Below are 17,765 nucleotides of genomic sequence, written 5' to 3'. Positions count from 1 at the left end.
AGGCGTGGCCGCGTACGTGAAATCGGTGCGCCCGGAGATCAGGGTGATCGGCGTACAGACCGACGACTCATGCGCGATGGCCGCGTCGCTGAAAGCGGGAGAGCGGGTCACGCTGAACGAAGTGGGGCTGTTTTCGGACGGCACCGCGGTGAAGCTGGTCGGCGAGGAAACCTTCCGCCTGTGCAGCGAATATCTCGACGACGTGTTGCTCGTGAACACCGATGCGCTATGCGCCGCGATCAAGGACGTGTTCCAGGACACCCGCAGCGTGCTGGAGCCGGCCGGTGCGCTCGCCGTTGCAGGTGCCAAGCAGTATGCCGAGCGCGAAGGCATCGAGAACCAGACGCTGATTGCGATCACGTCCGGCGCGAACATGAACTTCGATCGCATGCGTTTCGTCGCCGAGCGCGCCGAAGTCGGTGAAGCGCGCGAAGCGGTGTTCGCTGTGACGATTCCTGAGGAGCGCGGCAGCTTCAAGCGCTTCTGCGAACTGGTCGGCACGCGCAGCGTCACCGAGTTCAACTACCGGATTGCGGATGCAAATTCCGCCCATATCTTTGTCGGCGTGCAGATCAGGAATCGCAGCGAATCGGCGCAGATCGCGGGCGCATTCGAAGCGCACGGCTTCGCCACCGTCGACCTGACCTTCGATGAACTGTCGAAGCAGCACATCCGCTATATGGTCGGCGGACGCTCGCCTTTGGCCCACGACGAACGTCTGTTCCGCTTCGAGTTTCCGGAGCGGCCGGGCGCGTTGATGAAGTTTTTGTCGTCGATGGCGCCGAACTGGAATATCAGCCTGTTCCACTACCGCAACCAGGGCGCGGACTACAGTTCGATTCTGGTTGGCATCCAGGTGCCGGAGAGCGAGAACAGCGAGTTCGAACGCTTTCTCGCGACGCTCGGGTATCCGTACTGGGAAGAGACGCAGAATCCTGTTTATCGCTTGTTCCTCGCGTAGCCGAGCGAATTCCATTCGTGGCAGGAGGTGGCGCTTTACGATAAGCGCTGCTGTTGGATGCGCTGAGCAGACAACGTCAATTAGCCAGGGTTTACCTCGGGGTCGCGCAAAACGATGCGGACGATCGGCTACCAGTCGAATGGGCGCAAGAGCCCTCTGGGCAACGATATGGCGCATTTACGTGGATCCGGGCCGTTTGAACCGGCGTACCAGCTATCTCAAAACTAGATACTGCCTATCCACCATATCGCGTTGCGCGATACAGCGCATGGTTGTCAAACTGCGTGCATATCAAATGCCGCATTCAGGAGACAACTCATGCGCACTCAAGTTGGCATCATCGGTGCCGGGCCTGCAGGCCTGCTTCTTTCCCATCTTCTTCATTTGCGCGGCATCGACTCCGTCGTGCTCGAATCGCGCACTCGCGAACAGATCGAATCCACCATCCGCGCTGGCGTGCTCGAACAGGGCACGATGGATCTGCTCACCGAGGCGGGCGTCGGCGCACGCATGAAAGCTGAAGGCGCGCTGCATCACGGCTTCGAACTGGCTTTCGAAGGCAAGCGGCGTCGTATCGATCTGACCGGACTCACCGGCCATTCGATCACGGTCTACGCCCAACACGAAGTCATCAAGGACCTGGTCGCCGCGCGCGTGGCTGCCGGCGGGGCGCTGCGTTTCGGCGTGACGGAGACATCTCTGCACGGCATCGATACCGACAAGCCGTCGATCCGCTATCGCCACGAAGGCGAAGCGTGCGAACTGCAATGCGACTTCGTGATCGGCTGCGACGGCTCGCAAGGTGTGTCGCGTGCATCGATTCCGCAGGCATTGCGCAAAGATTTCGAGCGCGTTTATCCGTTCGGCTGGTTCGGCATTCTGTGCGAAGGACCGCCGTCATCGGAGGAATTGATCTACGCACGGCACGACCGCGGTTTCGCGCTGATCAGCACGCGCTCGCAGAACGTGCAGCGTATGTATTTCCAATGCGATCCTAAGGATTCCGTCGACAACTGGTCCGACGATCGAATCTGGGCCGAACTGCACGCACGCGTCGATTCGCACGACGGCCAGCACATCGTGGACGGCAAGATTTTCCAGAAGAACATTGTCGGTATGCGCAGTTTCGTGTCGGCCACGATGCAGCATGGCCGGCTCTTTCTCGCTGGCGACGCAGCGCATATCGTGCCGCCCACCGGCGCCAAGGGCATGAATCTCGCCGTTGCCGACGTGCGCGTGTTGACCAAAGCGCTGAACGCGTTCTACGTCGAAAATCGCACCGACCTGCTCGACAGTTATAGCGAAACCGCGCTGAAACGCATCTGGCGCGCGGAACATTTCTCGTACTGGATGACGAGCATGATGCACCGCATTGAAGGCGCATCGCCGTTCGAGCAACAGTTGCAGGTAGCCGAACTCGAATACGTGACCACATCACGTGCGGCAGCTACCGCCATGGCAGAAAACTATGTGGGGATCGCTGCGGTGTAAGAACGGGTGAACGGCGCGTGACAAGGGACACGGGACACGTGAGGCCAGCGTTTATAGAATGCACGACGGCAATTTTTTGATCAGACGAATCCCGCCGGGCCCCGCGCACAACGGCAAACCATTGATGGGCGGGCCTTTGCCATTGTCGTGTCAAAAGCAACAGTGAATTCAGGAACAGAGGATTTATCCGCGCCTGATCCGCTCCTAGACTGTGCTCATCGGCTGCACCACACGTCGCATCTGCAGCACGTACAAGTCAATTTCTGGAGGTGGTTTCATGAAATCGCTCATCAATGCTGTTGCTATTGCAGTTGTTCTTGCCGCCCCGATCGCTTCGTTTGCGCAATCGAATCAGCCGGCCCCGCAAAACGCGCAGGGTACGCAGGCGCAAGCTTCCGGACAGCAAGGTGCTCGTCAGGCCGATACCAGTGGTTATGGTTCGAGCAGCCACGGCACGTGGCAATCCGGTCGCGGCAACGATACGACGGTAAGCTCCTATTCGCCGCCGATCTACAACGCACGTTAAGCGAGAAACGAAATACGCGGGTCACCGCAATGTTGCTCGACTCGTTCACTATCTGCGCGTCGAACAGAAAAGGTTGGTCATCGGAACATATCTGGTGACCGGCCTTTTTTGTGCCCGTCACGCGGCTACGACGTGCGCAACAAGGTCATCTCATTGCGCAGCAACGCGTGAAGGTCCTCGTCAGAAGGCCGCGTACCCCAATGCCGTGCGCCGGCCACCGACGCAATCGCGATCCACGAATGAGGTGGAAACCATTCGCGCAGCACGGCGCCATCCTGACGCAAACACAATTGGCCGGTTTGTTCACTGTATTCGGCGGAAATGATCGTGCCGTCGATGCGTGCCGTTACACGCCGTGGATCGCTGCGTAGCAAATCATCGCTCCTGCAAAAGGTGTGGCGCGAATGCCGGCGTGGCACGGCAGCGTCAGTGGCGCGGCCACGGCACACGCATTAGTGATCGCCCCGGCCGTGATCATCGCCATGACCGTGCCAATCGCCGTGATCGCCACCGTGGTCGTGCCAGTCGCCGTGCGGGCCGTCGCGATAGCCGCGCGCGTCGTGCCATTCGCGGTCGTGGTGGTGTTCCTCCCACTCACGTCGCTCCCAGTAGCGGTGGCCGTCGTAATAGCGATCGCCGTACCAGCCCGGACTCACGACGACCACCGGCGGTGGGACAGCGTAGACAGGCGGAGGCGGGGCATAGACCGGTACGGGCGCGTAGGCCACACCCGGGATGCCAATGTTCACTCCTACATCGACGTGCGCCAGCGCGGCAGAAGATGCACCGATCCCCAGGCCTGCAACGATCGCCATGGACAGCCAGCGGCTTCGTGAATTATTCATGTTTTATTCTCGGGTTCTGCGATTGAGTGTGGATAGCGCTGCGCGGGCAACGCTTAGTAACGTTCGTGATAGTGATAACCGCCCTCTGGCACGACGATGCAACCGCCCAATGCACTCCCGAGGGTGACAGCCAACAGGACCAGCGCGAAAATTCGTTTCATGACATTGCCTCCCTTTTACGTGTGATCGAACTCTACTGAGCGGCTGGATTACCGGTGTGTTCGTGTGTAACAGGACGTGTCGATTTCTTTGCAGGCCGGCCAGAAACACGACACGATGTGGGGGCACGTGGCAGCGCTCCGATCAGCCGTTCCGTTGGCGAGGATCCGGCGGGCAAACCGTTGAGCGCGCTGCGAAAAATGTCGGGTCTTCGTGCGCGCGGCGTGCTCGGGCAGGTCGATGCGCATGCGTATGCACAACTGGAACATGCACGGCGTAGCAGATCGCCGTGCGTATGCCGAGCGGATACATTCAGTTGCAGACTCGGGATGCGAGCCGGCGTCATGGATCGCCGATTGCACTTTCTACATGGTGCCGACGCGTTTCCGCCTCGTGCGGCTGCAAGCGTTCGTCACGCGTGGCATCAGCTTTTCTTAAGGTTTGATCCGTAGCATACTGAATCATTGCGCCCGGAATTTGTGTTCCAGCGGCGCAGGTAAGCTCTCTCCATCCGGTGGTTTAACTGCGACTAAAATATTCACATGATCATGCGATCGGACCAAGCCAATTTCTCACGCTACACGTCAGGCTATGACGGCACGGCCAAGTTTCTGCACTGGCTGGTGGTCTTGTTGCTCGCTGCGCAATTCGTGATTGGTTGGACCATGCCGGGTATTCATAAGGGCACGCGGCCCGACGGTCTGATCGCGTGGCATCTCGGCGTGGGAGCAGCACTGATTGCAGCGGTGGTGGTGAGAATCGTCTGGCGTCTCACGCACAGGCCCGCACCTGCATCGCTTTCGCCTTTCCTCAGCGTCGTTTCGCACGTCACGCACGGTCTTCTTTATCTGGCGCTGCTGGCTGTGCCCTTGCTGGGATGGGCCAACGCGTCGTCGCGCGGCTGGTCTGTCAAGCTGCTCGGCGTGTTGCCTTACCCCAGCATCTCGGGGGTCGGCTCGCCGGTGGGGCATGCAATGGGCGACATCCACGGGTATCTGGCCTGGGTGTTGTTCGCGCTGATCGCGCTGCATATCGCTGCTGCGTTGTTTCATCGCTTCGTGCTCAAGGATCAGACCTTGCAGCGGATGCTGCCGTGACCCGTTACGTTAGTGTCCCTTAGCCGCTCGTTACTCCCCGTCTTTTAACCGTCTTTCGCCCGCATGCCAGCCGCTTTCTGTCGAAGGCCTGCGGGTTCGCCGATACTCTTCCCCGATGCCACGATCATGGCGAATTCGACGTCATTGCATCGGTGCTTCATCGTCACGCCCGAACGCGTGATAAGCACATAAAAAACAAGTCTTTTACGCGCGCCGCTAACACTGGTTAGATCGGAGGATCGACTGCTCGTCAGTCATTCAAGTCCAACCGCATCTCTTGCCGGTCAGCCATGAGCACAATTACCGAAGCATTCAATCTGGACTCCGCGGGACGGCCATCCGTGGTGCGTTCCGTGGGGCGGCCATCCGCGAGGCCCTCCGTCGAGCGACCTCCCGCACGTCCCGCGCCGTTGCTCTCATCGCGGCGTGACGGCCGCTCGCTCGACGCGGGCGTTCGTCAAGCGATTCACGCTGCGTTCACCGCCAATCCCTGCCTGAAAAGCTGGCCCGCCCACGCAATCGACGCGTTATGCGACGCCGGCCAACTGCGCACATGGACCAATGGCGAACTGATCTTCGCGCGCGATGAAGCGTGCGACGACATCCAGGTGGTCCTCTCGGGCGCGATCGAAATGAGCTGGACCAACTCGGCTGGCGTGCGCGCGGTGGCGGTGTACATGTGGCCGAACGAGGTCATCAACTTCATTCCGGTGATGGACCGGCGCGGCTCGATGCACGATCAGCGCGCGCACGGTTCGACGACGCTGTTCCACATTCCCGGCGGCGCACTGTTCGAACTGTTTGCTCGCGAGCCCGCGTTGTTACGCAACGTGCTCGATCTGATCTGCCTGCGAAGCCGGGCGTTGCATGGCCGGATGGGCAAGACGGCGCTGGCCGGATTTCGCGCGCGCGTGGCGGATCAGTTGCTCGGGCTTGCCGAATGGCACGGTAAGAAAACGGAGCGGGGCGTGGAGCTGACAATCAAGCTGTCGCAGGAGGACCTCGCCGCGTTATTGGCCGCGTCCCGGCAGAGCATCAATAAGGAACTGCGCTGGCTCGTGCAGCAGGGTATTGTGGACGTGCGTTATAGCCGGATTACCGTGATCGATATGGATGCACTGCGGGAAGTAAGCGACGCCGGGTGAGAAACCTCATAACGATATAAAAAGCCCTTCTATCAAGTGTCTAAAGGGCGATAGATTCGCGACACCCACTCTGCCGATAATGGCTCATCGATTCAGCAGACAGAGCCACTCAAGTGTTGATTCATCCTCATACCGCCGACTCAGCCGCCCGCCGCGAACCGCGCTCCGCGTGGTTCCGGGCGCCGTCGTGTCGCCGCTCCTGTCCGGCGTGTTCAACGCGCTGCCTGATGGCAAGCCTGTTGCAGGCGTGTTGACTCAACCGACCCGCTGTTGAGCTGATCCGCGCTCAGCCGGTTCGATTCAACGCCACCTTCAGATAAAGATTTTCGCCCCGCGCGCCCCGTGGCGCGCTGACCTGTCTCGTCCTCAAACTTAGGAGTTGCATCGCATGTCGAATCTCAGTCTCGCGACGTCCAACGCGTTGGACATTCATCCCGTCACCGGTCGCATCGGCGCGGAAATTCGCGGTGTGCGCCTATCGGGTCAACTCGAACCGGCAAGCGTCGAAGCGATTCGCGCCGCACTGGTGCGCCACAAGGTGATCTTCTTCCGCGGCCAGACGCACCTGCTGGATGCCGACCAGGAAGCTTTCGCCAAGCTGCTTGGGGAACCGGTCTCGCATCCCACGGTGCCGGTAGTCGACGGCACCGACTACCTGCTCGAACTCGACTCGCATCGCGGTGGGCGCGCGAATTCGTGGCACACGGACGTGACGTTCGTCGATGCCTATCCGCAAGCATCCATCCTGCGTGGCGTGACGATTCCGGAAGTGGGTGGCGACACCGTATGGGCGAACACCGCCACCGCCTACGACGATCTGCCGCCGCCGCTCAAAGCGCTCGCAGAGCAACTGTGGGCCGTGCACAGCAACGAATACGACTACGCGAACTACGCTAACGTCGGCGAGCGTGGGCGGGACGCCGAAGCGCTCAAGCGCTATCGCGATGTGTTCGTGTCGACGCGTTACGAGACGGAACACCCAGTGGTGCGCGTGCATCCGGAATCCGGAGAAAAGACGCTGATTCTCGGGCATTTCGTGAAGAGCTTCGTCGGTCTCACGCCGAGCGCGTCGGCGCATTTGCTGGAACTGCTGCAAGGCTACGTGACGCGTCTCGAGAACATCGTGCGCTGGCGCTGGCAGGCGGGTGACGTCGCGATCTGGGACAACCGCGCGACCCAGCACTACGCCGTCAACGACTACGGCGACGCTCACCGTGTGGTGCGTCGCGTGACCCTGAAGGGCGACGTACCGGTCAGCGTCGACGGTCGCCGCAGCTTTACGCGCAGCGTCGTGCCGAATCCGGCGGCAAAGGCCGCTTAAACCACGCGGGCCGCTGGGCTGCTGACGGCACGCAGCCCGCGCGCTTGCCCAACCCGTCCTCACAAACTCCAGGAGAACCCATGAACCTCTCGATCAAATGGGCCAAGCCGTTGCTGCTTGTCGCACTGACGTGGCTGCTCGCAGCACCCGGTTTTGTCGCCGCGCAGACAGTGATCCGCATCGCCGTGCCGGACATCAGCGCGGGGCCGAAACCGGCCGGCGGTGGGGTGGTCGACGTGATTTACGTTAATAAGCTGCTCGACAAGGAGTTCGCTAAGGACGGTGTGGAAGTGCGCTGGACCTTCTTCAAGGGCGCAGGCCCGGCGATCAACGAAGCGCTCGCCAACCATCAGGTCGATCTGGCTTTTCTCGGTGACCTGGCCGGCGTGATCGGCCGGGCGAACGGACTCGATACGCGTCTGATCGCGGCGCTTGGCCGCGACATCAACGGCTTTCTCGCGGTCGTGCCGGGGCAGGGCGTCACGGATCTGAATGCATTGAAGGGCAAACAGGTCGCCGTGTTTCGCGGCACCGCGCTGCAACTGTCGTTCGATAGCGTGCTGCGTGCGCAAGGGTTGAGCGAGCGCGATTTCCGCGTGGTCAATCTTGATCTGAACGCGGCTGCCGCGGCGCTGGCTGCGCGCCGCATCGACGCGCTATGGGGATCCTCCGGCGTGTTCGTGCTGCGTGACAAGGGCCTCGCCGACGTGCCGGTCAGCACTCAGGGCAAGCAGGGCGTCGGCACGTTGAAGGCGGGGCTGGTGGCTTCGGCGGACTTTCTCAAGGCGCATCCGGAACTGGCGACGCGCGTAGTGCGCACCGTCGTGCAAGCGTCGCAATGGCTTTCCGATAAACACAACCTCGACGCTTATATCGCACTGGAACAGAGCCAGGCGAATGTGCCGGCCACGGTATGGCGCAATGAACTTGCGTCGAGCGATCCGGCGGTGACGTTTTCGCCGCTGCTGGACACCTATTTCGTCGACGCTTTCAAACGCGACGTGGATACCGCGAAGCAACAGGGACTGATTCGCCGTCCGTTCGACGTCGATCAGTGGGTAGACCGCACGTATCTGACTCAGGCGCTGCGTGAGCTCAATCTGACGAATCACTGGCAGGCGTACCGTGCCTACGGCCAGGCTGACAAGTCGATTTGATCACGGGCTGAATGCTCTTCGCGTTCCACAAAAAACACCTCGATGAAAAACAATAAAACCCACCGACGTCTGACCTTGATGGCAGCGGCATTGCTGCCCGTAACGGCCGCCTGGGCACAGGACGTGAGTCATGCGCCCGGCGTGCAGGAGAATGCCAAAGCGGCTGCACCGTTGGAAGCATCGGCTGCCGGAGCGGACACGGCCGCGACCACGGCCACGACTTCACGCACCGCCGCCAAAGCGGGCACTGAAGCCTCCCCGGCGGCATTGAAGGAAGTGGTCGTGACCGCCCGTCGCCGCAAGGAAAACGTGCAGGAGGTGCCGGCGCCGATCTCGACCGTGAGCGGTGACGAACTCGAAGCGCAGCGCAACTACCGCGTACAGGATTTGCAGAACACCTTGCCGAGTACGAACGTCGCGTATATCCATGCACGGCAATCGAGTATCTCCGTGCGGGGCATCGGCAACAATCCGGCGAACGACGGCCTCGAAGGCAGCGTCGGCGTCTATCTCGACAATGTGTATCTGGGTCGTCCCGGCATGGCGGTGTTCGACGCGCTCGACATCAGCCAGATCGAACTGCTGCGCGGTCCGCAAGGCACGTTGTTCGGCAAGAACAGCACGGCCGGCATTCTGAACATCACGACGAAACGGCCTACTTTTACGACCGAAGCATCGCTTGAACAGTCGATCGGACAACGCGGCTATGCGCAAACCAAAGCCGTGCTCTCCGGTCCGATCACCGACACATTGGCAGGCCGCCTGCTGCTGTACCGCACTCACGACGACGGCGATATCAAGAACCTGTACACCGGTTCGCAACTGAACGGCGGCACACGTGAAGGCGGACGCGGCGAGTTGCTGTTCAAGCCGACCGGCGATCTGAACGTGCGTGTGATCGCCGACTACAACACCGAAGACTCGAGCTACGGCACGCAGGTACTGTACGGTCTCGGCCCCACGATCAACGGTGTGAATCAGTTCCTCGGGCGGGCGGCGTCGATCGGCGCATCGCCGGTGACGAATCCTTCGCTCTACCAGGTCAATCTCGATTCACGTCAACACGTGAGCGTGCATCAGAGTGGATTGTCGGTGGAAGTGAACGACACGCTGCCGAGCGGTTTTACGCTGACCTCCATCACCGCTGGCCGCTTCTGGCACTTCGACCCGGCCAACGACGACAACCTGAACAAGCCGGCGATCGTCAACACCGGCGTGTCGGTCAACGACCACCAGTTTTCGCAGGAATTCCGGGTGGCGTCGCCCACCGGCGGTCCGATCGACTACGTCGCGGGCGCGTATTACTTCTACCAGCAACTGACCAACAACACGTTCGCTTTCTATGGCCCGGACGCTGACGCGGTGATCCTCGGCCGCGATATCGGTGCGCTTGACAATACGACCTCGACGGCGCCCGCGCACATGACCACCAACAGCTTCGCGCTGTTCGCGCAGGGCACATGGCACATCAATTCGCGCGCCGATTTGACGGCGGGCGTGCGCGGCACGTATGAAGAGAAGACCGCCGACGTCAACCGCAATGCGCCGATCGGCGGCGCAAGCTTGGGGCCGGCCGCGCAGGCCGTGCGCAACAGCGTGATCGGCGCGTATGCGTCGGGCGATCTGCATCTGTCGAATGTGAGCCCGTCTGCGCTCCTGAACTTCGGCTACAAGCTCGCGCCCGATGTGCTGGGCTACGCGACGCTATCGCACGGCGAAAAATCAGGCGGTGTGAACATGGCCGTTTCGTCCGCGCCCACGCAAGGGGCAAATTCGTTGATCGTCGGGCCCGAGCGTGCCAATAACGCCGAACTCGGCATCAAGAGCGAATTCCTCGAGCACCGCCTGATGCTCAATGCCAATCTGTTCTGGACGCAGATCAGCGGCTATCAGGCAACGAGTCTCGTCGGCACGCCCACCGGCGTGATCTCCGTGCTCTCGAATGCGGCCGATGTGCGCAGCCGTGGCGCCGAAATCGATTTGCGTGCCATGCCGATCCGCAATCTCACCTTGGGTCTCAACGCCTCGTATATCGACGCGACGTACACGTCGTATGAGAACGCACCGTGCCCGTCGGAAGTGGCGATCCCGAATCCGAAAGCGACCTGCAGCCTTACCGGCCGACCCGTGGCCGGCGCGCCGCGCTGGATTCTTAACCTGAGTGCGCAGTACCAGTTCCGCCTCGCGCACGACATCGACGAGTACTTCGCCGCCGCTTACTCGCTGCGCTCGAATCAGTACGGCACGCTCGACGATTCGCAGTACGGCAAGCTGCCCGGCTACGGCATCGTCAACGTCGCGACCGGCTGGCGTCTGGCCACGGGACGCCATCAATGGGACCTGTCGATCTGGGCGCGCAACCTGTTCGACAAGCGTTATTACCTTGCTTCGTTCGCGACTTACAACGGTGCATACACGGCCTCGGTGGGCGACTCGCGGATGTTCGGCGCAACCCTGCGCTACGACTATTGAGCAGCCCGGCTGCCGCTCTTCAGGGACCACGAACTTGAGACCGACTCTATCCACTTCGAATCCGCCATCGCCGCGATTGTCATGGTGGCCGTCAGCACCGTCGCGCTCGACGGCTGACCACCGCAAGCGCAGTCCAGGCGGAACGGGCGCGGTGAGTTGGCGCGGCCTGTCCGCATGGACGCTGCCGGTGCTGTTGTACACGTTGTGGTGGTTCGCGTCGCATCATCAGTGGATGTCGCCGCAGATCCTGCCGACGCCCGAACTGGTCTGGCAAACCGCCGCCGAACTGTTTGGCGACAACCTCGTGGCCAATCTGTTCATCAGCTTGAGACGCCTCGCGTTCGGTCTCGCCGCGGGCGTGCTGGGCGGCACGCTGCTCGGCGCCGCGATGGGCACGAACCGTACCGTCGACGCGGTGATCGCGCCCAGCTTCTATGCGCTCGCTCAGATTCCGACGCTCGCGTGGTTGCCACTCCTGATGGTGGTGCTTGGTATCGGCGAGTCGCTAAAAGTGGTGTTGATCCTCAAAGCCGTGCTGGTGCCGGTGGCGATTCATACGCAACTCGGCGTTCGCACCGTGCCGCCGCGCCTGCGCGAGATGGCGGCAGTGTTGCGTTTGCCGCGCGGGCAGAGCGTGCGGTTGTTGACCGTGCCGGCTGCGCTGCCGCCGTTTCTGACGGGGCTGCGTCTCGGGCTGGCGCAGGGGTGGCTCACGCTGATCGCGGTCGAACTGCTCGCGTCGTCCGAGGGGATCGGTTACCTGATGGTGTGGGGGCGCCAGATGTTCCAGCTCGACATCGTGTTCGTGTGCATCGCCGTGATCGGCGCGGTCGGTTTCACGATGGACTACGGGATTCATGCTTTGGATCGGCGCGTGGTTCGCTGGCCGCGCGTTGCGTTGGCGGAGCACGTCACGCATGCAAAGCGTGGTTGGCTCGCATACGGCTACGGCGCAGTGCTGCCGATGGTCGCGGTCCTCGCATGGAGCGTGGCCGCGCATGAGCATTGGGTCGACGCCCGTATCCTGCTGGCACCGCTGCTTGTGTTGACAAGCACATGGCACGACGTGAAAAGCGGCGCATTACCGATCCCGCTATTGCACACGTTGCTGCGCTCGATCGAAGGGCTCGCACTCGGCGCGACGATCGGTGTTCTATCCGGCCTTGCACTCGGCCTTAACGCCTCGCTGCGGCGTACCGTCGGCCCGACGCTCGCCGCACTGCGGCAGGTTGCGATTTTCGCCTGGATTCCGCTTCTCACCGCGTGGGCCGGTATCGACAATCTCGCGAAGGTGATCTTCGTCGCGCTCGCCGCGTTCTTTCCGATGGTGGTGGCGACCGCTCGCGCTGTTGAAAACCTCTCGCCGCAACTTGCCGAAGTTGCGCAGACGCTGCGGCTCGATTTCGTACAACGGCTGCGCTGGCTGATTCTGCCCGCGATCGTGCCGGGCGTGTTTGCCGGCTTGCGTCTCGCACTTGTCTACGCGTGGCTCGGCGCGATTGGTGCGGAGTATTTCATGCCGTCGGGCGTGGGCATCGGCAGCTTCATGCTCGATGCGCAGCAACTGTTCCGTATGGACCGGTTGTTGAGCGCGGCGGGGGTGGTCGGCGCGCTCGGCGCGCTGTTCGGCTGGCTTGGCGGACGGCTCGAAGCATCGGCTACGCGTTGGCGCGGGCCGCGCTAGAAGCGGATTTTCCGGGGCCTGACGGTGACATTGCGACGGCTCATGGCGCGACTCAATAGCGAATTGATATTTGTGACTGAACCCTTCATCAAGGAACACCATGTCTTCTGATCCGGCAGCGCGCACATCATCGAAGCGCCCCAATTTTCTCGTGATCGTTGCGGACGATCTCGGCTTCTCCGATCTCGGCGCCTTCGGCGGCGAGATCGCGACGCCCAACCTCGACGCGCTGGCACACGCAGGTGTGCGCTTCACGGACTTCCACACGGCATCGGCCTGCTCGCCGACCCGGTCGATGCTGCTCACCGGCACCGATCATCACATCGCGGGAATCGGCACGATGGCTGAGGCGTTGTCGCCGGAACTCGCGGGCAAGCCGGGTTACGAAGGCTATCTGAACGACCGCGTGGTTGCGTTGCCTGAACTGCTGCGCGATGCCGGCTACTTCACGACGATGGCCGGAAAATGGCATCTTGGCTTGACGCTGGAGCGCGCTCCGTCGGCGCGCGGTTTCGAGCGTTCGTTCGCGCTGCTGCCGGGTGCGGCGAATCACTACGGTTTTGAGCCAGTCGCGATCGATGCCGAGCAACCGCGTCTGCATCGATCGACGCGCTCGCTGTACGTCGAGGACGACCATTTCGTCGACGAACTGCCGGAAGATTTCTATTCCTCCGACTCGTTCACGGACAAGCTGCTGCACTACCTTGACGAACGTCCCGACGACGGCCGGCCGTTCTTCGCCTATCTGCCGTTTTCCGCGCCGCACTGGCCGTTGCAGGCGCCGGCCGAAACCGTCGAGAAGTATCGCGGCCGTTATGAGGCCGGTCCCGATGCGCTGCGCGAGGAACGTCTCGCCAAACAGCGCGCGCTCGGCTTGCTCGGCGAGAACGTTGAAGCGCATCCGGTGGTCGCGCGCAATGCCGAATGGGATCAACTCACCGACGACGAACGGGCTTTCTCGGCACGCACGATGGAAGTCTATGCGGGGATGGTCGAACGTCTGGACTGGAATGTGGGCCGCGTCATCGAGTATCTGAAAGCGACGGGCGAACTCGACAACACCTTCGTCCTGTTCCTGTCGGACAACGGCGCGGAAGGCGCCTTGCTTGAAGCGCTGCCGGTGTTCGGTCCGAACCTGCAGCAGTTCATCAGCGACCACTACGACAACAGCCTGCCCAACGTCGGGCGTGGCAATTCGTATGTCTGGTATGGACCGCGCTGGGCCCAGGCGGCGACTGCGCCGTCGCGGCTCTATAAGGCGTTCACGACTGAAGGCGGGATTCGCGTGGTCGCGTTCGCGCACTATCCGGCGCTCGCGCGCCAGGGCGAGATCGGCGACGCGTTTTCCACCGTGATGGACGTTGTGCCGACCGTGCTCGAACTCGCGGGCGTGAAGCATCCGGGCCGCACATATAAAGGCCGCACGGTCGCGCAGCCGAAGGGCGCGTCGCTGCTGCCGTATCTGAATCGCACGTCAGACGCCGTACATGACGCGCATCGCGTAACAGGTTGGGAGTTGTTCGGTATGCGCGCGGTGCGGCAGGGCGACTGGAAAGCCGTGTTCATTCCGCAGCCGGTCGGGCCGGGCGCGTGGCAACTCTACGACCTCGCGCAAGACCCTGGCGAGACCCGCGATCGTGCCGGTGATGAACCTAAAAAACTCGCTGCGTTGCTCGACCACTGGCAGGCGTATGTCGTGGAGAACGGCGTGCAGGAAGTCGCCCGTGTGTTCGGGTGAGCACCTGACGATGATGGCTGCGCTTGCAGCTACTGCTTAGGAGGAGTCCCACGTGAGCACATCAATGTTGTACGAACCCGCGCTTGGGGCGTCATTCGCCGACGAGCACGGTGGTGCGAGGCGTCGTCACGTGCGGACCGGCACGGCGGTGTCGGTGGCACTGCACGGTGCGCTGTTTGCCGCGCTGTATCTGGTGTGGTCACACGCACCGGAACCGCCGCCGCGGGCGCGCACCATCGAGTTGACGCTGGCGCGGCCTGAGATTCCGCAGCCGTTGGTGACGCCTCAACCTGCGCAGCCTGTGACGCCACCGCAGCCGCTCAAGCCGACGCCGCCGCTGCAACGGGTGAGGCCGGCAGCGCCCCAGCCGCAGCATGCGAGTCCGGTGACCCACGCGGCGCCGGTCAGTACGCCGGCCACGCATGCGGTGCCCACACCGGCCGCGGCGTCGGCAATCGCGAATACGCCGCCCAGCGTCGCACAACCCGTTGCGGCACCTTCTGCGCCCGCTGCCGCCACTGAGGCTTCGACTCCGCCGAAGCCGCGCGTGATCGACACCAACGGCATCCCGAGCGACTACGTCGCGAGAGTATTCGAGCGTATCAACCGCTATGCCGCGGACAGTTATCCCCGTGCCGCGCGTCTGCGTCACGAGGAAGGCCGCATTGCGTACAAGCTCACGCTCGATGCGGAAGGACATGTCATGCATCTGGACATCACGCCCTCGGGCAGCGATCTGCTCGACGACGCCGCCCGCGAAGCGATCAAATCCGCAGCGCCGTTTCCAAAACCGCCCGATCTCGGCGCAAGTGCGTACCGCCTCGCCGGCACGATCGTTTATCAACTGACCGATTGATCCTGCTTCATCTTCATCTTGTGATGCATTCTGGAGAACTGCCATGAACCCTGCCAATGTTGCTGCTCATCTCTCGCCGCTGCAGTTGTTCGCGCAAGCGGATCTGATCGTCAAATCCATCATGGTGCTGCTCGCGCTGGCGTCGGTGGCGAGCTGGGGCGTGATCGTCGACAAGCTGTTTCGCTTTCGTGCGTTGCAGCGGCGCGCCGCGCGCTGGCTTGCGCTATTGCAGACGCAGCGCTCGCTTGCGCAACTCGCGAGCGCGCTCGGCGAATTCGCCGACGATCCGTTTGCACGCGTCTACCGTGCGGTGGTCGGCGAGTGGCGCGAAACCTGGCGGCAAGGCTTGCAACACAGCGAGTCGGGCCGCGAGAGCCTAAAGGAGCGCGTCGCGCGGGTCGCGCTGATTACACGCGGCGTCGAAATCGAGCAACTGCAACGCGGGTTGCCGGTACTCGCGACAGTCGGTTCGGTCGCACCGTTCGTCGGCCTGTTCGGCACGGTGTGGGGGATCATCAACGCGTTTCAGGGGATCGCCGCGAGCAATAACACCAGTCTTGCGGTGGTCGCGCCGGGGATTGCGGAAGCGCTGTTCGCCACCGCGCTCGGGTTGGTCGCCGCGATTCCTGCGGTGGTGGCGTACAACCGCGCGTCGGGCGATCTGAACGCATATGCGAACCGGCTCGATACGTTGACGGGTCTCGTCGAAGTGCAGTTGTCGAGGCAACTGGAAGCGGGAGATTTTGTCGTGGATGCCGAGCATGCTTCGAGCGACCATACGCCTGAGCATGCGGTTCACGAGAAGCACACACGCCCCGAATTGCACGCCGCCGTTCGCACCGTCACCGGAGGTGCTTGAAATGGCTGCCCGCATTCCAGCCGCGCAAGCCGGACGCATCGCCGCGCCGGTCAGCGAGATCAACGTGACGCCGCTCGTCGACGTGATGCTCGTACTCCTGATCGTTTTCATGGTGGCCGCGCCGCTGATGGCGCAGGGCGTGAAAGTCGATCTGCCCACTGCCAAGGCTAAACCGCTCAGCGAAGACAAGCCGCCGGTGGCGATCAGTCTGAAGCGCGACGGGTCGGTGTATGTCGATAAAACCCAGGTGAGCGGCGCGCAACTCGTCGGTACGCTGACGCGCGAAACGTCGGGCGATCATGAAAGGCGCGTCGAGATTCGCGGCGATAAAGGTCTGCCGTACGGGAACGTGCTGCAGGCGATGGGGGAAATCAACGAAGCCGGTTTCACGAAAATCGCGCTGGTGTCCGAGCCGGCCGGCGCGCAATGAGTTGGGCAATAGGGTGGGCAAGGGAATGGGCAGCAAGCTGGTTCATGAAAACGCTTCGCGAGGGTCTGTGATGAGTCATCCGCAACCGGTGGTTTCGTTCCGGCACGTCGGCCGGACTTTCGACGTCAATGGCCGCGCCTACGAGGCGATTCGTGATTTTTCGCTCGATATCGCCGAAGGAGAGTTTGTGGCGATCGTCGGCGCCAGCGGTTGCGGCAAGTCGACCTTGTTGCGGCTGCTGGTCGGCCTGGACGCAGGCTTCGATGGCGAGATTCTGGTCGACGGTGCGCCGGTGCGGGGCATCGGCGCCGAGCGTGGGATCGTGTTTCAGGAGCATCGGCTGTTTCCCTGGCTCTCGGTGACACGCAACGTTGCGCTCGGTCTTGCCGCGCAGCATGTGCCGGAAGAAACGCTGCGGTCGCGGGTGGCGGAAGCGGTTCGCCTGGTCGGTCTGCAAGGCTTCGAGGACGCGCTGCCGCATCAACTGTCAGGCGGCATGGCGCAGCGTGTGGCGATTGCGCGAGGTCTGGTGGCAAGTCCCCGCATCCTCACGCTCGATGAACCGTTCGGCGCGCTCGACGCCCTGACGCGTCATCAGATGCAGGATGAACTATTGCGGATTCGCGAACGTGAGCGCATCACGACGGTGCTGGTGACGCACGATGTCGATGAGGCGGTGTTTCTCGCCGATCGCGTGGTGGTGATGAAAGCCCGGCCGGGCACGATCGCGAGCGTCGTGCAGATCGCGCTGCCGCGGCCACGCAGCCGTTCGAGCTACGATTTCCATGTGTATCGCGAGACGATTACTGAGGCGCTGCTGGGCGATGAAGCGGGGCACGCCAGGTTGCATGCGCCGGTTCGGGAAATCGAGTTGGGGAGCTTTGCCTGGTGAATGTGCCCGATGATGTGTTCGGGCCGCTTTGCGTTGGCAGACGGTGTGCGCTGCGCGGCATGGCGAATCGCAGATTGCGCCGGCCTGCGTGAGAGAGCGATGGGCGCCTGATTGAGGCGCCCTTTGTGGCGC

General features: G+C 62.4%; 16 protein-coding genes. 14 read left to right on the top strand and 2 right to left on the bottom strand.

Annotation, left to right across the window (positions count from 1 at the left end):
* The 3 genes from ilvA to KHO31_RS07800 form a co-directional block, all read left to right on the top strand.
* On the top strand, window positions 1-961 hold a 961-nt coding region (ilvA, locus tag KHO31_RS07810; RefSeq protein ID WP_211622991.1), incomplete at its 5' end, for a threonine ammonia-lyase, biosynthetic.
* Window positions 962-1,279: 318 nt separating this feature from the next.
* Entirely contained in the window at window positions 1,280-2,452 is a 1,173-nt protein-coding gene (locus KHO31_RS07805) for a 4-hydroxybenzoate 3-monooxygenase (RefSeq protein WP_201084341.1), read from the top strand.
* A 277-nt stretch (window positions 2,453-2,729) separates the two neighbouring features.
* Window positions 2,730-2,978 carry a hypothetical protein gene (locus KHO31_RS07800; protein WP_201084342.1) on the top strand — a complete coding sequence of 83 codons (249 nt, stop codon included), beginning with the start codon at window positions 2,730-2,732 and terminating at the stop codon, window positions 2,976-2,978.
* A 125-nt stretch (window positions 2,979-3,103) separates the two neighbouring features.
* Here KHO31_RS07800 and KHO31_RS07795 read toward each other — a convergent pair whose 3' ends face one another.
* Together KHO31_RS07795 and KHO31_RS07790 are read right to left on the bottom strand one after the other, a co-directional pair.
* The gene (locus KHO31_RS07795; RefSeq protein WP_201084343.1) at window positions 3,104-3,352 is read right to left on the bottom strand and encodes a hypothetical protein; all 249 of its coding nucleotides are present in this window, start codon (window positions 3,350-3,352) and stop codon (window positions 3,104-3,106) included.
* A gap of 78 nt (window positions 3,353-3,430) precedes the next feature.
* Window positions 3,431-3,823 (bottom strand): hypothetical protein, encoded by a 393-nt coding sequence (locus tag KHO31_RS07790; protein ID WP_201084344.1) that lies wholly within the window; start codon window positions 3,821-3,823, stop codon window positions 3,431-3,433.
* Between the two features lie 707 nt (window positions 3,824-4,530).
* Here KHO31_RS07790 and KHO31_RS07785 point away from each other — a divergent pair.
* The 11 genes from KHO31_RS07785 to KHO31_RS07735 all read left to right on the top strand — a co-directional run bounded on the left by KHO31_RS07785 (window position 4,531) and on the right by KHO31_RS07735 (window position 17,633).
* The gene (locus KHO31_RS07785) at window positions 4,531-5,079 is read left to right on the top strand and encodes a cytochrome b (protein WP_211622989.1); all 549 of its coding nucleotides are present in this window, start codon (window positions 4,531-4,533) and stop codon (window positions 5,077-5,079) included.
* A gap of 290 nt (window positions 5,080-5,369) precedes the next feature.
* On the top strand, window positions 5,370-6,224 hold the full coding sequence (locus KHO31_RS07780; RefSeq protein ID WP_201084346.1) for a Crp/Fnr family transcriptional regulator: 855 nt from the start codon (window positions 5,370-5,372) through the stop codon (window positions 6,222-6,224).
* Between the two features lie 388 nt (window positions 6,225-6,612).
* Window positions 6,613-7,545 carry a TauD/TfdA dioxygenase family protein gene (locus KHO31_RS07775; RefSeq protein WP_201084347.1) on the top strand — a complete coding sequence of 311 codons (933 nt, stop codon included), beginning with the start codon at window positions 6,613-6,615 and terminating at the stop codon, window positions 7,543-7,545.
* Window positions 7,546-7,625: 80 nt separating this feature from the next.
* Window positions 7,626-8,702 (top strand): ABC transporter substrate-binding protein, encoded by a 1,077-nt coding sequence (locus KHO31_RS07770; protein ID WP_201084348.1) that lies wholly within the window; start codon window positions 7,626-7,628, stop codon window positions 8,700-8,702.
* 42 nt (window positions 8,703-8,744) lie between these two features.
* Window positions 8,745-11,174 carry a TonB-dependent receptor gene (locus KHO31_RS07765; protein WP_211622987.1) on the top strand — a complete coding sequence of 810 codons (2,430 nt, stop codon included), beginning with the start codon at window positions 8,745-8,747 and terminating at the stop codon, window positions 11,172-11,174.
* A 187-nt stretch (window positions 11,175-11,361) separates the two neighbouring features.
* Window positions 11,362-12,858, top strand: a complete 1,497-nt coding sequence (locus KHO31_RS07760) for an ABC transporter permease (RefSeq protein ID WP_407945927.1) — start codon at window positions 11,362-11,364, stop codon at window positions 12,856-12,858.
* 100 nt (window positions 12,859-12,958) lie between these two features.
* A complete protein-coding gene (locus KHO31_RS07755) occupies window positions 12,959-14,596 on the top strand; it encodes an arylsulfatase (RefSeq protein WP_201087112.1) in 1,638 nt (545 codons plus the stop codon).
* Window positions 14,597-14,648: 52 nt separating this feature from the next.
* Entirely contained in the window at window positions 14,649-15,452 is an 804-nt protein-coding gene (locus KHO31_RS07750) for an energy transducer TonB (RefSeq protein ID WP_201087111.1), read from the top strand.
* 43 nt (window positions 15,453-15,495) lie between these two features.
* Window positions 15,496-16,311, top strand: coding sequence for a MotA/TolQ/ExbB proton channel family protein (locus KHO31_RS07745; RefSeq protein ID WP_201084353.1), 816 nt, complete (start codon window positions 15,496-15,498; stop codon window positions 16,309-16,311).
* Window position 16,312: 1 nt separating this feature from the next.
* Window positions 16,313-16,741 (top strand): protein TolR, encoded by a 429-nt coding sequence (gene tolR / locus KHO31_RS07740; RefSeq protein WP_201087110.1) that lies wholly within the window; start codon window positions 16,313-16,315, stop codon window positions 16,739-16,741.
* A gap of 70 nt (window positions 16,742-16,811) precedes the next feature.
* Window positions 16,812-17,633, top strand: coding sequence for an ABC transporter ATP-binding protein (locus KHO31_RS07735; RefSeq protein ID WP_201087109.1), 822 nt, complete (start codon window positions 16,812-16,814; stop codon window positions 17,631-17,633).
* Window positions 17,634-17,765 lie beyond the last annotated feature (132 nt).

The sequence above is a fragment of the Paraburkholderia domus genome (assembly GCF_905220705.1).
In the GTDB taxonomy this organism is placed as follows: domain Bacteria; phylum Pseudomonadota; class Gammaproteobacteria; order Burkholderiales; family Burkholderiaceae; genus Paraburkholderia; species Paraburkholderia domus.
The sequence above is the reverse complement of the archived record's forward strand: the minus strand, read 5'-3'. Positions and strand labels throughout refer to the sequence as shown.